Here is a 15,575-nt window from a genome sequence, read left to right on the forward strand (position 1 = left end):
CATGGGCACTGTGGACCTCTTAGAGTGCCCGTTCTTGGATTTTTCCCGTGTTCATGGGCACTGTGGACCTCTTAGAGTGCCCGTTCTTGGATTTTTCCCGTGTTCATGGGCACTGTGGACCTCTTAGAGTGCCCGTTCTTGGATTTTTCCCGTGTTCATGGGCACTGTGGACCTCTCAGAGTGCCCGTTCTTTAAGATAGAAAGCCACTGGTAAAATACAGAGCACTAGAGTACTTTTTTAATCAAAACGGGGAAAACTTAGGGACGTCTTCCTTTGCTCCAGAAATTTAATCAATCGTTTGATTAACTCTAGCACGCCAGATACACCAACGCTTCTAGCTTTTCAATCAATCGTTTGATTAGTTTTTTCAAATCGATGCTTCATTGGCTCTAGAAGTTAAACAATCGTTTGATTAACTCTTAAACGCCAGACATACCAACGCTTCCAGCTTTTCAATCAATCGTTTAATTAACTTTGAGTTACTTCTCCAATAACCTGTTTATATTCTTCATACCATTTTTTCCATTCTTCCATCCTGGCGATGGTTCTGCCGTCCATTAGGGCAACAATCACATCGAGACAAACGTGCCAGCCTGCTAGATCCTTTGGAGTATGATCTGTTATTTTCTCAATCCGTTCGATTAAGACTAATTTGCAGCCGTTTGATTCCGGAGTCAACTCAAAACGAACACTGTCAACCCACCAAGAGAATTCAAACACTGCATGCTTTTTGAGCTCAGTAATTTTTAATTTCTCAAATGTGCCATCCGGCATTTCAAACTTCATAAACCCGCCTTCTCGGAGCTCGCCGACTCGAAGTTCGTTAAACCATTGGGCTAGTTTTTCGTTTTCAGTCAACCATGACCAAACATCTTCAACGGAATGTTCTACACTGCGTTCGAAACGAGCGATGGAGCCTCTTTCCTTTTTTTCAACTATCGCAATCACGATTTTTACCTGCCTCTCGAGAATTTATATACTAACATCTTACTATTTTTGAGTTTACTTCTCAAAAATAGACATAGCCCCCGCCGCTTTACCGCGACAGGGGCTACCTCAAAAGTTTAAATAATCATCTTTTTATTTTCTTGCAGTTGTAGTTCTTGTTCGCCCACACCGTCGTGCTCGCGAATCTTTTTAATTTTAAAATGATAAATGAGGTAGCATGCCACTACAAATGGTACTCCTAAATAAAGGGCTAAGCGTTGTTCTGAGTCAAATGCTAAGCTTGCCAATACGATACAGTTTAAGGTTAAGGCGATTACAGGAAGCACAGGATATAGCGGAGTTCTAAATTTGAGATCCTCCACTTTGCCGCCTTCGCGGATAAATTTTCTGCGGAAGGCAATTTGGGAAGCTGTAATGGAAATCCAGCCAACTTGGGCGCCTAATCCTGCAACAGAGAGCAGCCAAACAAATACGGTTTCAGGTGCGAAAAATCCAGATAATAACGATAATAATGCGATTCCTATCGTTAGCACAAGGGCGTTAAACGGAACTCCTTGTTTATTTACTTTTGTCAGTTTAGGGCTGGTCATTTTTTCTTTCGACATCGCGTAAAGCATCCGTGTTGCGGCATACAGCCCAGAGTTTGCAACGGATAGTAATGCCGTAAGGATGACAAAGTTCATAATGTCTGCTGCATAAGGAATACCGATACTATCAAAAACAACCACAAAGGGACTTTCAACGACGCCGGCTTGTTTCATCGGAATTAAACTAGCTAAGACAAAAATAGCTAAAATGAAGAAAAACAGCGTACGCCAAACGGTTTGCTTAATTGATTTAGGGATGGTCTTTTCAGGTTCTTCACTTTCACCTGCGGCAATCCCAATTAATTCTGTGCCTTGAAACGAAAAGTTCACCGCAATCATTGTAATAATTAAAGCCGTAAACCCATGTGGCAGGAGGCCATGTGCGGTAAAGTTAGAGAAAAATGGTGCTGGTTGTCCGCCTTTCATATCGATCAAACCAAACATCGCCGCTCCGCCAAGGATGATAAAAGCAAGGATAGCGAAAATTTTAATACTGGAGAACCAAAATTCTGTTTCACCAAATGCACGGGCTGAAAGGGCATTGAGTGAAAATAATACGACGGCAAAAATCGCACACCAAATCCAAACAGGCGAACCCGGAAACCATCTTTGCATAAGCTGCCCCGCAGATAATAACTCCAACGCTACCGTTACAGACCAGCCTAACCAATAGAGCCAGCCAAGCGCAAAACCAGTTCCTGGTCCAATAAATTTGGTCGTATAGGTTTGGAATGATCCTGATACAGGCATGGCTACCGATAATTCTCCTAAACAAAGCATCGTTAGAAACATAATCATGCCGCCAATAAAATAGGAAAGAATTGCCCCTGCCGGTCCAGCTTGGCTAATCGTGTAACCTGAGCCTAAGAAAAGCCCTGAACCAATTACCCCGCCTAAAGAGATCATAAACAAATGCCGCGTCTTCATTGTTCTTTTTAATTCATGAGTTGCATTGTTCTCCTGTAAATTCATTATCCTTCCCCCTTATCCCTGAAAACAAATATTGCATTACAAGCCACCATCAAAATACTGATTCGCCTTCGCACTGCTCCTCCCCATTCCCACAGAAAGAAAACGATTTCAATATTTTAAAACTCTTTTTCTAAAATAGTAAACTGTAAGAAAAGATTCGTACATTGGCGTATATCTACTAACAACTAAATCTTTATAATATTTTTACTATTTCAATACATGTAATGTATGCAATTTATATGCCAATGTATAATTCCCTATTTTTGAACAATTATTTAACAAAGGCGCCAATATTTTTGGCACTATTTTAAAATAATTTTGCACCAAAAACGCAAAAATACTCTTCCCATATAAATGGAAAGAGTACTTCGGGTTTATTTAGGATAAAACGTTTTTAATTTTCTCAATTGCCCAATCAATTTCTTCCTTTGTAATAATTAACGGTGGTGCAAAGCGAATGACCGTATCATGTGTTTCTTTGCATAATAAGCCTGCTTCTTTTAATTGTTCGCAATATGGTCTTGCGGCTTCGGTTAGTTCAACCCCGATAAACAAGCCTCTGCCTCGGATTTCTTTAATCATTGGATTATCAATGGTTTTTAACTGTTCAAGGAAGTACTGTCCTAATTCAAGGGACCGTGCCGCTAACTTTTCTTCCTCGATTACATCTAAAGCAGCAAGTGAAACGGCACAGGCAAGCGGGTTTCCTCCAAACGTTGAACCGTGCGAGCCTGGGTTAAAGACGCCAAGAACATCAGAATTTGCGACAACACAGGAGATTGGGAACACTCCGCCGCCAAGGGCCTTTCCTAAAATTAACATATCAGGTTCTACTTCTTCCCAGTCACAGGCAAACATTTTTCCAGTCCGTGCTAAACCAACCTGAATTTCATCAGCAATAAACAGAACATTTTGTTCTTTACAAAGTTCGGACGCTTTCTTTAAGAATCCTTCAGGAGGTAGTATAATCCCCGCTTCGCCCTGAATTGGTTCTATTAAGAATGCCGCCGTATTCGGTGTGATCGCTGCCTTTAATGCTTCCAAATCACCATAAGGAATTAACTTAATACCGGGCAGCATCGGGCCAAACCCGCGTTTGTATTCCGGATCAGAGGATAACGATACCGCTCCCATTGTCCGTCCATGAAAGTTTCCTGTGCAGGCGATGATTTCTGCCTGATTTTCAGCAATTCCTTTAACATCATAACCCCAGCGGCGGGCAGCTTTTAGAGCGGTTTCCACTGCTTCTGCTCCTGTATTCATCGGCAACGCCATATTTTTATTTGTTACCCGACAGATTCTTTCGTACCAAGGCCCGAGCTGGTCATTATGAAATGCCCGTGAGGTTAGGGTTACTTTGTCTGCTTGGTCCTTTAATGCTTGAATGATTTTTGGATGACGGTGCCCTTGGTTCACAGCGGAATAGGCACTTAGCATATCCATGTACCGATCCCCCTCTGGACTTTCCACCCATACGCCTTCCGCTTTGGCGATTACGATTGGCAGCGGATGATAGTTATTGGCACCAAATTTAGTTGTTTGTTCTATAATTTCTGTTGTTTTCATGATTACTTCAGTCATTAAAATTTCCTCCTTTATTTGTGAAGCTTCCCCGTTGTTCACCTTATTTTTGTTCGATTAGCAGGATTACAATTATTCAATGCAAGTTTCATGCCAATATTTTTTTGCCGTTTTATAGGGTTTTCCGAAATTTAGTGCCACGAAATTTTGCAGAAAGGCTTATTTTTCAATAAATAACGCCAAATTATTTTGCGTTATTGCGTTTTTTTTGATTAAATAGGGGCATAAGTGAAAAATAAGGGAATGAGCCGTTATGACAAAATCACAAACTGATTTGTACTATTTAACACGGATGTATGAACGGATTTTGGACGAAGTGGACGTTGGAATCCATGCGGTGGACGAAACGGGCAAAACGATTATTTATAATAAAAAAATGATGCAAATGGAGTCGATGGACCTCCATGATGTTATTGATAAAAATCTTCTAGATGTGTTTATGTTTAAAGACGACCAATCTAGTACCCTTGTAGAGGCATTGCAGGAAGGGAAAATAACGACGAACGTAAAGCAAACCTATTTTAATAATAAGGGTCATGAAGTTACAACGATCAACAATACCATCCCTATCTATACAGATGAAAAAATCGAGGGTGCTGTTGAAATTGCCAATGACGTCACAAAACTTGAACGACTCATTAAAGGCAATATGAACAAGGGGGCCACGAAATATACCTTTGATAAAATAATTGGGGTGAGCTCTGCTATTAAGGAAGTGATTGAAGCGGCTAAACGGGCAACACGAACCTCGTCCTACGTGTTGATCGTCGGCGATACAGGGACTGGGAAGGAGCTGTTTGCCCAAAGCATCCACAATGGGAGCGCGCGTTTATCCGCTCCATTTATCTCGCAAAATTGCGCGGCTTTACCTGATAATTTAATCGAGAGTCTCCTATTCGGCACGAAGCGTGGTGCCTTCACGGGCGCAGTTGATACCCCAGGATTATTTGAACAGGCAAACGGCGGCACCTTGCTGCTTGATGAAATTAACTCATTGAATCTAAATCTTCAAGCAAAATTGCTCCGCGTCCTTCAGGAAAAAACAATCAGGCGCATTGGTGATACGAAAGATACGCCAGTTGATGTAAGGGTCATTGCCAATATGAATGAGGATCCCATTGATGCCATTGCCCATCAGCGGCTGCGCAAAGATTTATATTACCGGCTTGGAGTTGTAACGATCTTTGTTCCACCGCTAAAGGACCGCAAAGAAGACATTCCATTATTGGTTAAGAATTTTATTAAAAAATACAATGAGCGTTTTCAAATGAACGTAAAAGGGTTGTCAGAGGAGGTCAAATCGTCTTTCCTTGAGTATGATTGGCATGGGAATGTTCGTGAACTTGAGCATATTATCGAAGCGGCCATGAACATCATGATGGATGAGGAATATATTATGTATTCCCACTTACCCTATCAATATCGGAGCAAAATGCAATTGAAGGAGAGATTGATGCCTCTTTCCACGGTAGACACCTTCATGAAAGGCAATTCAGATATTACGGTGCCACTAAAGAACCAAATGGAGTTATTTGAAAAAACCTATATCGAACACATTTTATCGAAACATGATTCCAATATTTCACGAGCGGCTAAATCACTCGCTATAAGCCGCCAAAGCCTGCAGTACCGGATGAAGAAATTAGGCATAGATACAAAATGAGGCTGGGACATGGGGCAACTCCCCTGTCCCACTATTTATTCTTTTTCCCTTGCAAGCTTCTCTTTATCCATTGTTCCAGGCGGTTGCTCCAGCCAGGAATTATCAATCATTAGATTGGCCCCATCTTTAGCATATTGGGCAATTTCAAGTGATAACCTCTCATAATTTAGAACGAGGTCAGTTCTTTGACTTGCGGCTGCCCCTGTTGCATAGTTACCTTTACCTGCAGCACTTAAAAAAGACATGAGAAACATAGTAAGTTTATCGGAAAAAGGCGGGGTAATCGAATTAGTAAGCGCAATATCCGGCGGGACAGGCGGGTGGATATTGTCCTCAAGAAGTGAATCACCAAATACTTTGACATGTTTTTTTGAAATTTCACTTCCTCGATACATCCATTCTTGAATTTCCTTTCTTGGTGAGGTTTGCGCAAAACTAAGGGCAAGTTTTTCACCCATGATGTTCGTTTGAATATTCATATATAGGTGTGAGATTTCAACTGCATTTAATGGCCGCTGTTTATTGAAAAAAGAAAAACCGCTTAAATACTTTTTACTATCTATATAATCTGTTTTTGTCGGATAAGCAATATAAGGAGCTCGAACAAAAATACCGATTGAAAGGGCTGCATCCGTGCTTTTATCGAATAAGTCAGTCGTTTCTCGCAGCCCTTCCATAAAATATTTTCTGATATCTTTTCTAGCACTCATCGACATAAACCCGCTGTAGGCAAGTAATCCTGCCCTTGCCATATGGTTAATGTATGTAAGCATAAACATATCAGTATACAGCCTTGGTGCATTCAAATTAACATCTTCACTTGTAAAGCCTGTAGGTAAGGGTAATTGTTCTTCTTCGAATAGCTTCGTTAGTTTTTCTAAATGAGATGCTGCCATGTCATAAGCAAACTGGATAACGGGTCGAATTTCTTCATGTTCAATCGTTTTTAGAAAAAATCCTAATACACATTTAGCCATACTATCGTTCATGTAGGCAGCCCAAATACTAGCTATTTCAGAAGAAGTTAAATCAGTCCGGCTATTGCTCACTATTAATCCCCTCCAAATAAATATCCATGCGAATATATTATTTACAATAATTGGGGTATTATTCAGGGGCATGGGGATAGGCACCCTGTCCCAAATTTCATTGAATTTGATATTGTGGTGCTATCCCGTACCATTCCAAAAAGAACCACCAAGGGCATTAGTGGTTCTTTCTTTGTGAGCTCCTGTCCATACACCATGTAAAGGAAACTTGCGTTTTCTCTCTTTAGACCTGAAGCGATTTTGCCTGCATTTGATACATTTGCTCATAGATGCCGCCTTGGGCCAATAATTCATCGTGAGTGCCCTGTTCTTTAATCACGCCTCGTTCTAATACAAGAATACGATCAGCATTTTTAATCGTCGAAAGACGGTGAGCAATAATAAAAGTTGTCCGGCCCTTCTTAAGAACATCCATCGCATGCTGAATCATTTCTTCCGTCTCTGTATCAATATTGGAGGTTGCTTCATCCAAGATTAAGATTGCAGGGTCAAAAGCGAGCGCCCGGGCAAATGAAATAAGTTGTCGCTGGCCCGAAGAAAGTGTGCTGCCTTTTTCAATAACGGGTTCATCAATCCCTTTTTCCAGATTCCTGAAGACACTTTCTGCCCCAACCGCTTTCAAGGCTGCTTCTACCTTTTCCCGTGAGATACTTGGGTCATTCAAGCTAACATTCGAGGCAATCGTTCCGGTAAATAAATAAGGATCTTGCAACACAATCCCCATATGTTTACGCATCGTCTGCCTTGGCACAGAAGTAACGTCAATCCCATCAATATAAATCTTCCCTTTTGATGGATCATAAAAACGGAAGAGCAAGTTCATAATCGAACTCTTTCCAGAACCCGTATGGCCAACAAGTGCCACTGTCTCGCCGCGATTCGCTTCAAAGGATAAATTGTTCAACACATAATCATTGTTTTTGTAAGCAAAAGACACATCTTCAAATAGGACATGCCCGTCGTACCTGGGCATCATTTCTTGTGATACGTTTTCACCAGTGGTATCTAACACTTCAAACACGCGTTTCCCCGCAACGAGTGAGCGTTCCAGCTGTGAAAACTGATTGACCACATTCGTAATTGGATTAAATAATCTCGTTAAGTAATCAACAAACGCATAGAGTGTACCCGAAGAGACAATCTGTGCTGTCGTTAACGATTGTGTCCCAAAATAGATGATGAAAATCGTAAATAAGGTGAGACGTAACATATTGACTAAGTTAAATGATGTTGCCGAATCTAAAAACAATAGTTTTCGCTGATAGGCATAATGCTCTTCATTCATCTCATCAAATTCCTTCGTCATTTGCTTTTCACGACGAAAGGCTTGAATAATAGTCATGCCTTGAATCGATTCATTAATCATCGCATTAATATCCGCAATTTTTGTGCGAATTACATCATTGTATTGCGCCGCATACTTTCGATATAGAATCATCCAAAGATAGACAATTGGCATCATGATTAAGGCAATCAGCGCCATTTTCCAATTTAAAATAAACAGCGCGATATAGACACCGGCTATCGAGATAAAACTTGTGGCAAAGTTAGAAAGTACTTGCACATATAAATTTCTTAATGCTTCGGTATCATTTGTGACCCGCGCGACAATTTTTCCTGCCGGCAATTGATCAAAATACTGAATTGGCAATCTTTGAATATGTCCAAATACATCTTGACGTAATTTTTGGACAACACGATTTGCGCCCATTTGCAAATAAATATACATAAAGTAACGTAAAATGGCTGTTGCCACCGCTAAGATGAAATATAAACAAAGCAGCCAGGCAATCGGCCTTATATCAATTTTTCCAATGGTCATATGTTCATCAATAATATTTTTTGCAATAAATGGTCCTGCAAGTTCCGTAAATACAGCGGCCGTTAAGAATAATAGCCCTAGAAAAATTGGCCGTTTAAAGTACATCGCATATTTCGTTAAACGTTTCCCCGTACTCATGACCCGCCCCCTTCCAGCTGTTGACGGTCAAATTGTTCTTTATACCAGCCGTTTTGCCCGATAAGTTCTTCATGTGTTCCTTGCTCGGTAATTTGCCCCTCATCAAGGACGATAATTTGATCTGCATGCTGCACACCAGATAAACGATGGGTTGTAATAATCGTTGTCTTGCCACTTCGCTCATTCTGAATGTTTCGGATTATTCTAGACTCCGTTTTTGCATCGACTGCTGATAATGAGTCGTCAAGGATTAATATTTCCGGATTTTTAATAAGCGCCCGTGCAATCGATACCCGCTGCTTTTGTCCCCCTGATAAAGAAACTCCTTTTTCCCCGACAAGTGTTTCTAGCCCCATCGGTAAGTTCTCTAAATCCTTTTTAAAGTAGGCAAGGTGAATGGCTTCCTGCAAATCCGCTTCTGTTGCATCCTCTTTACCAAATAAAATATTTTCGCGAATCGTTCGTGAAAATAATATATGATCCTGTGGTACATACCCGATCCAATCGAGAATCTGTTCTTTTGTTTGCGCGGCGATATCAACTCCGGCAATCGTTAATTGTCCTTCATCAAGCGGATATTCTCGCAATAATTGTCTAAGGAAAGTTGTTTTTCCTGCACCTGTCTTCCCAACGATTCCAAGCGTCTCTCCCCTTTTTAGTGACAAGGAGATTTGCTGTAAATTTTTCACCTGACTCGTTGGATATTGGAACATCAAGTCATCAAAACCAATAGCACTTGGCGTCGTGATGGCAACCGGATCTTTCGTATTTTGAACATCTGCTTCACTGTTAAGGGTTTCTTGGACCCGATCTAGTGAGGCATTTCCTTGCTGCATGACATTTATTAACTCGCCAATAGCGAAAATAGGCCACACCGCTAGCCCTAAATAGACATTAAAGGTTATAAGCTGACCGACCGTCATATCACCATGTGAGACAAGAATTGCACCGTAACCAAGGGCGACCACATAGCTGATGCCGGTCCCGACTTTTGTTATCGGCCCGAATAGGGCATTTATTTTTGCTGTATACATATTTTTCGCGTAAACTTCTTCACTCATGTCAGCAAAAGTCTTTTCATCCTTTTTCTCCTGCACGTAGGCGCGGATCACCCGCACGCCGGCAACGGATTCTAGAACACTATCATTCAATTCGCCAAATGCGTCCTGTGCCTTCATATATCGCTCATGCACAAGCTTGCCAAGATACTGAATTAACACAGCCATTATCGGCACTGGCAGCATGGCAAAAAACGTTAATTTCCAAGAAATCATAAACCCCATCGCACAAATGATGGCACCCATATATAACGTGGAATCAATCAGCGTCATAATCCCAAATCCCGCTGTAACCGAAACGGAATTTAAATCATTGGTTGCACGTGCCATTAGGTCACCCGTACGATTCTTTTCATAAAATGTAGGCGTCATTTTTAAAAATTGTAGCATTAATTTCCGGCGCATTATTCTTTCAAGATTAATGGCCCCTTCAAACAAACGATATTGCCAAACGAAATTTAAACAATAGCCAAAGATAATAATCGAAATGAATATTAATACGTATTTAACTAATAATGCTTTGGACATTTCGCCAGCCGTTAATACATCGATAATCGACCCTAGTATATACGGGGGAATCACTTCCAGCACACTGGCAAGGATTAAAAAGGAAATAGCAATTGTATACTGTTGCCAAGACTGTTTAAAAAACCAGCCTAATTTACCTAATACTTCAAACATGTAGCATCCCTACTTTCCCGAACATCTGTGAATAATAGCTACCCAGACTCTAGCAGCTCCTTTTTGAAAATCAATCTTCTTTGTTTGTTCCACATCTTCATCTACTCCTTTTTAACAATTCACCAAAATATTCCGTAACACAAAAAAGAGAGGCATACCCTAAAAAGAGCATGCATCTCTGGAAAAGGTATCGAAGGCGTGCCGATACCTTTCATCACGTTAGGAATTCACCATTTTACAGATTACAGGTATGGACAATATATGAAATTAGCAGTTATGAAGTACACCTGAAGATCTCGCATTGTCCATTCCTCCTTTGTAAAAAAATGTTTAGTGTCCTTGAAGATTATCATTCTTTTCGTACAATTGTCAACAGTCAGATGATTGGGACTAGGGGCAGGCTCCTTGTCCCTTTAAAAAGGTTTAACACATAAACCTAAAGATATCTGAGTATTTTTAAAAACGGGAGGTGCAGCTTTTTGAAAAATGCTTGGTTTGTTTCGTTTATTCGTTTTCCAATGTTGATCGTGGCGTTATTTTTTCTATTTTTATTGCTAAAAATAGTTGGTTTATCCTTTCGGTTTCCCTTTCTGCCGGAATTTTCAAATGTTTATTTTACTATCGTTAATGTATTTTGTTTTTATTTGTTACATCGCCTGTTAAAAAAAGAAGGTCGTTCCATAAAAGATATAATCAATTTTCGCATGGAACGAGTTGGAAAGGATATTTTGTTCGGTATGTTATGGCTTGTGGTCTTGTATGTCCCTTTCGTGGTTACAATTTTGGGAATCATGTTTGTCATGTATGGACCGGATTTATTCGAACACTTTCCGACTGTTTTTGCCGGAAATGAAGATATCTTTTCATTTCCACGCCCCGGATGGCTACTGTGGTTAACAGCCGGCATTTCTTTTGTTTTTCCGTTTTTAAATGCACCGATTGAAGAACTAATGTACCGTGGCTATGCCCAGCCGTTATTTATCAGCCATTTAAAAAAAGTGTGGGTCGGTATATTCATCCCCTCTGTTGGATTTGCTTTGCAACACATTATACTGGCTGTTAGTTTACAAGGTGCTATTGTCTATGCTGCGGCTTTTTTCGTATGGGGAATTGGGAGCGGGATCATCTTTCACAAACAAAAAAGATTGTTTCCTCTTATCGTATGTCATTTCTTTGTTAACATAGCATTTGGGGTCTTGCCTCTGATTTTTCTCATTTCAGGGCAAACTTAATAAAAGAAAAGGGCCAGTCCTCTCCGCTTTATCCCAGCAAATGGGACTGCCCCAAAGTCTCACAATACATTTTAGACAATTTGTTGTGGAATAGACAAGGTGCCTGCCCCTTGTCCCTCTTATTTCCATATGCTCATAATAGGTTCGGTTATCTTACTTTCCCCCGCATGTGCTAATCCGTAAAGGTCCTCGATGGTCCTTAAAAGATGATAGTGATTTAACTTTTCATCAAATCGCCCTGTTTTTACCATGGGTCCGACAAAAAAGGTCGCGATTTTGTTGTCTTGTGAATAATCATCCTCGTCCCATGTCACGATCAATAAACTGTTATGATTTTGCGCCCATTGAACATAAGGGTCAATCTTTTCCTTCAGCCAATCGTCCGCTTCCTTTATCGTTCCATCATGCATGTCATTCCGAAGATTCGGGATGACAAATGAAACCGTCGGCAATTTGGTAAAATCCTTTGGAAAGTTTGTCAATGGCTGATTGACTTCTTTCGGTACATTGGTGAAGTTTACCCAAGGATTATGCTTACGGGCATAACCTCCGGGACCAGTCGATGCCCCATTAAAGCCAACGGAAGGCAGGTCTTCGGAAAAGCCCATAAACGTATAATTCTTTTCAATCAACTCACTCGCCAAGTTATCTGTAGAAAATTTCGCTTTTGGGACTTTATCATCTGTCACCCCTTGGTTTGACCCGGAGAATAAGTCCAAATAATTAGGCTGACTTGGGTGTTCTATAGCATGGAAGTTCGTTAAGTTTGCTCCCTGCTTCATTAGTGAATTGATATAGGGGGCAGACGGATTCCCTTCAATCGCCTTTTGTGAGCGATTTTCCTCGACAACAACAACGATATGATCAATTTTCGGAAGCTTTTTCGCAACCGGAATAGAGTTTTCCGCCGGAGCCTGATTCTTAGGCAGACTCGGCGCACAAGCACTTAATACAAGGATGACTATTAAGAGGAAAAATCCCCATTTTCTAAACACATCAACGCCTTCTTTCCTTTCGACTTAAAAATGGGACAAGATTCCTGCCCTATACCCCTTTATAAACACTCCATAACAGTATCCCCAAATGATCTAATGTCAGATAAATAATCGTATCCAGGTGTGGAGCCAAAACTATTAAACATGCGAACTGCCACGGTATTTTTCTTAGGAATAACCACTACTGCCACACTGGTATATCCCAAGATTTGATAGGAACCTTGAGGCACAAGGTCACCAATTTCCGTTTGCTTTGCAGGCAAATCCTTCACAAACCATAAAAATCCATTTTGAGGAAGGTCTTTATTTACGAATGGACTCTGAAGGGATGTCGCTAATTTAATGATGTCGTTAGAAACCCTTTGTTCCCCATCGATAAAACCTTGCTTTAAGTGGACATATCCCCAATAAGCAAGCTCTCTTGTGGATACATACATGTTCTTCTGGCTCCCATCTGTACCCTTACTCGTTGACCAAAACTTATCGTTTTGTTCTTTAATAACTTGCACTAATTTTTCATTTGCTTCATCATGCCAACCCGTTTCCTTAAACGCTAACGGATTAAAAACCTGTTCTTTCAGGATTTCGGCTATTGTCCTGCCTGTCGTAGATTTGACAATATCCGTCAACAGTTTAATGTTAATATCACGATATGCCCATCCTTTCCCTGGAGCAAATTCTCGAATAATCCTGCCCTCTTGTGTATTTAATCCATGGGTATGTGTAAGAAGGTGTCTAATAGTTATTTTAATGAAAAGCTCTGTATCAGCAACAGACAGATATTTTGTTAATTCATCATCAATCGATTCTATGTAACCGTGATGTACAGCGTATGCCACCGCAAAGCCAATATAACTTTTACGAACAGAAGCTACATGGAACTGTGAGTCTTCCTGGATCGGTCTTGCACCAGATTCTTTTGAATGTTTCCCCCAATATTCCTCTACAACCATGTTGTCATTATGTATAACCATTACACCTGCACCTGAACCATCAACCAAATCATATGTATTCTTTACATGAGATACTACAGAGTTAAACATTCCATTTAATCTTCGCTTAATAAACATGAAGTTCTGACCACCCTCCTAAGAAAATCTCTTAAACTATTCAACAACAGTTTTCCCATCCGCAAAGGATTTCGCAATATTTCAAATTTTTATTTTACCATATCGCTAAAGAATGCTACTACTTTTAGAAAGTTCTAGCCACCTAGACTAGAAGAAGGGTTATTCGTTGGAATTCCCCTTAAAAACTGAGTAAATATTGCCTTTTTTAAAAATATGTTTTCTAATAAAAATAAACCATAGAAATTAGGAAGCTCGAAATAGTTATCCTATAAACCTACTAATATAATAAATCATGCAGGGATTCTAAAACAAAGGAGATGCACCCATTGTCCGAGACCAGTGATAATCCAAATTTAAAACGGAACCTTAGTCGAGACAGTCTCCGGGCTAACTGCGAGAACTGCTTCGGCTTGTGCTGTGTTGCTCCAACCTTTGCGGCTTCAACGGATTTTGCCATCGATAAAATTGGTGGCAAACCATGCCCAAATCTGCAATCGGACTGTCGTTGCAGCATTCATAAAAACCTCAGACAGCAAGGATTTAAAGGCTGTACCGTTTTTGACTGCTTCGGTGCAGGGCAAAAGGTTTCCCAAATTACTTTCGGCGGAGTCAGCTGGCAAGAAAGTCCAGAAACGGCTGAGAAAATGTACAAAGTGTTCCCGATTATGCAACAACTCCATGAGATGCTCGCATATTTGACGGAAGCTCTAGCGTTGAAAGCAACACGTCCTATTCACAGAGAGCTTAGCGTCGCACTTGACGAGACGGAACGACTTTCTCACCTTAGTCCCGACTCACTCATGGACTTAAACGTTCCGTCCCACCGAGCAGAGGTGAATGCTCTTCTATTAAAGACAAGCGAACTAGTATGGTCAGAGTCACGTCTCCAGCATAAGAATGCCAAACAGAGTAAGAGAATGAACCGCCGGGGAGCAGATCTTATGGGGGCAAATCTTAAAGGGGCGAATCTAAGAGGGGCCAACTTAAGAGGATCCTACCTGATTGCTGCGGACCTTCGAGATGCTGACTTAAGGGAGGCTGATCTTATCGGCGCTGATTTACGCGACGCCGACCTTAGTGGAGCAGATCTCACTGATTGTATCTTTCTCACTCAAGTCCAAATTAACTCGGCGAAGGGGGATGCACGGACAAAATTACCGCACTTACTTGCACGCCCAACACATTGGACTGATTTCTAGAAAAAAAAGAATCCATTTTGAGAAAAAGATTGTTCAAAATGGATTCTTTTATTAAGATTTGCGTTTCTAAAATAGCTGATGAAAACTGTTGGAAATCGTCATTACCTTTAAAATAAACGATTCAAATTGGCCATTTCAATGGCGGATACCGCCGCATCGTAGCCTTTGTTACCTGATTTTGTTCCAGAGCGTTCAATCGCTTGCTCAATCGTTTCTGTTGTTACGATACCGAACATAACTGGCACGCCCGTTGTTAAGCCCACATTGGCAATCCCTTTCGCCGCTTCATTACATACGTAATCGTAATGAGTAGTTGAGCCGCGAATAACGGTTCCTAAACCAATAATCGCATCGTATTTTTTAGTTTCCGCCATCTTCTTCGCGATGAATGGCACCTCGAACGCACCTGGCACCCATGCGACATCAATGTCCGCTTCTGATACACCGTGACGTTTCAAACCATCCATGGCACCGCCCAACAATTTAGAGGTTAAAAACTCATTAAATCTTCCTACCACTATACCAATTTTTAAATCTGTTCCGACTAATTGTGCTTCAAATACTTGTCCCATTTGTCAT

The 15,575-nt window shown here is 40.8% G+C and carries 12 protein-coding genes; 3 read left to right on the forward strand and 9 right to left on the reverse strand.

Annotated features, from left to right (window positions below; genetic code table 11):
• Positions 1-469: 469 nt before the first annotated feature.
• The 3 genes from ACIQCO_RS19540 to ACIQCO_RS19550 all read right to left on the reverse strand — a co-directional run bounded on the left by ACIQCO_RS19540 (position 470) and on the right by ACIQCO_RS19550 (position 4,089).
• A complete protein-coding gene (locus ACIQCO_RS19540) occupies positions 470-949 on the reverse strand; it encodes an SRPBCC family protein (protein WP_400431358.1) in 480 nt (159 codons plus the stop codon).
• Between the two features lie 116 nt (positions 950-1,065).
• Positions 1,066-2,508 (reverse strand): amino acid permease, encoded by a 1,443-nt coding sequence (locus ACIQCO_RS19545; protein ID WP_400431361.1) that lies wholly within the window; start codon positions 2,506-2,508, stop codon positions 1,066-1,068.
• A gap of 378 nt (positions 2,509-2,886) precedes the next feature.
• Positions 2,887-4,089: an ornithine--oxo-acid transaminase gene (locus ACIQCO_RS19550; protein ID WP_400431364.1), complete on the reverse strand. Its 1,203-nt coding sequence runs from the start codon at positions 4,087-4,089 to the stop codon at positions 2,887-2,889.
• Positions 4,090-4,342: 253 nt separating this feature from the next.
• Between ACIQCO_RS19550 and ACIQCO_RS19555 the strand changes: the two genes are divergently transcribed.
• Positions 4,343-5,752 carry a sigma-54 interaction domain-containing protein gene (locus ACIQCO_RS19555; protein WP_400431366.1) on the forward strand — a complete coding sequence of 470 codons (1,410 nt, stop codon included), beginning with the start codon at positions 4,343-4,345 and terminating at the stop codon, positions 5,750-5,752.
• A 35-nt stretch (positions 5,753-5,787) separates the two neighbouring features.
• Here the strand turns inward: ACIQCO_RS19555 and ACIQCO_RS19560 are convergent, their stop codons facing one another.
• The 3 genes from ACIQCO_RS19560 to ACIQCO_RS19570 form a co-directional block, all read right to left on the reverse strand.
• Complete coding sequence (locus ACIQCO_RS19560) at positions 5,788-6,801, reverse strand: DUF3231 family protein (protein ID WP_400431369.1); 1,014 nt, start codon at positions 6,799-6,801, stop codon at positions 5,788-5,790.
• A gap of 223 nt (positions 6,802-7,024) precedes the next feature.
• A complete protein-coding gene (locus tag ACIQCO_RS19565; protein WP_400431372.1) occupies positions 7,025-8,761 on the reverse strand; it encodes an ABC transporter ATP-binding protein in 1,737 nt (578 codons plus the stop codon).
• Positions 8,758-10,500, reverse strand: coding sequence for an ABC transporter ATP-binding protein (locus ACIQCO_RS19570; RefSeq protein WP_400431375.1), 1,743 nt, complete (start codon positions 10,498-10,500; stop codon positions 8,758-8,760). The genes ACIQCO_RS19565 and ACIQCO_RS19570 overlap by 4 nt, the downstream gene beginning before the upstream one ends.
• A gap of 479 nt (positions 10,501-10,979) precedes the next feature.
• Here ACIQCO_RS19570 and ACIQCO_RS19575 point away from each other — a divergent pair, with 479 nt between their 5' ends.
• Positions 10,980-11,732, forward strand: a complete 753-nt coding sequence (locus tag ACIQCO_RS19575; RefSeq protein ID WP_400431378.1) for a CPBP family intramembrane glutamic endopeptidase — start codon at positions 10,980-10,982, stop codon at positions 11,730-11,732.
• Positions 11,733-11,851: 119 nt separating this feature from the next.
• On the opposite strand, the gene ACIQCO_RS19580 is transcribed toward ACIQCO_RS19575, so the two are convergent.
• Together ACIQCO_RS19580 and ACIQCO_RS19585 are read right to left on the reverse strand one after the other, a co-directional pair.
• Positions 11,852-12,727 (reverse strand): alkaline phosphatase family protein, encoded by an 876-nt coding sequence (locus ACIQCO_RS19580; protein ID WP_400431382.1) that lies wholly within the window; start codon positions 12,725-12,727, stop codon positions 11,852-11,854.
• Positions 12,728-12,786: 59 nt separating this feature from the next.
• Positions 12,787-13,797, reverse strand: a complete 1,011-nt coding sequence (locus tag ACIQCO_RS19585) for a serine hydrolase domain-containing protein (protein ID WP_400431385.1) — start codon at positions 13,795-13,797, stop codon at positions 12,787-12,789.
• Between the two features lie 317 nt (positions 13,798-14,114).
• Here ACIQCO_RS19585 and ACIQCO_RS19590 point away from each other — a divergent pair, with 317 nt between their 5' ends.
• A complete protein-coding gene (locus ACIQCO_RS19590) occupies positions 14,115-14,996 on the forward strand; it encodes a pentapeptide repeat-containing protein (RefSeq protein ID WP_400431387.1) in 882 nt (293 codons plus the stop codon).
• 107 nt (positions 14,997-15,103) lie between these two features.
• Here the strand turns inward: ACIQCO_RS19590 and ribH are convergent, their stop codons facing one another.
• Complete coding sequence (ribH, locus tag ACIQCO_RS19595; protein WP_400431390.1) at positions 15,104-15,568, reverse strand: 6,7-dimethyl-8-ribityllumazine synthase; 465 nt, start codon at positions 15,566-15,568, stop codon at positions 15,104-15,106.
• Between the last annotated feature and the right edge of the window lie 7 nt (positions 15,569-15,575).

The sequence above is a fragment of the Neobacillus sp. NPDC093127 genome, from assembly GCF_044754175.1.
GTDB lineage: Bacteria > Bacillota > Bacilli > Bacillales > Cytobacillaceae > Neobacillus.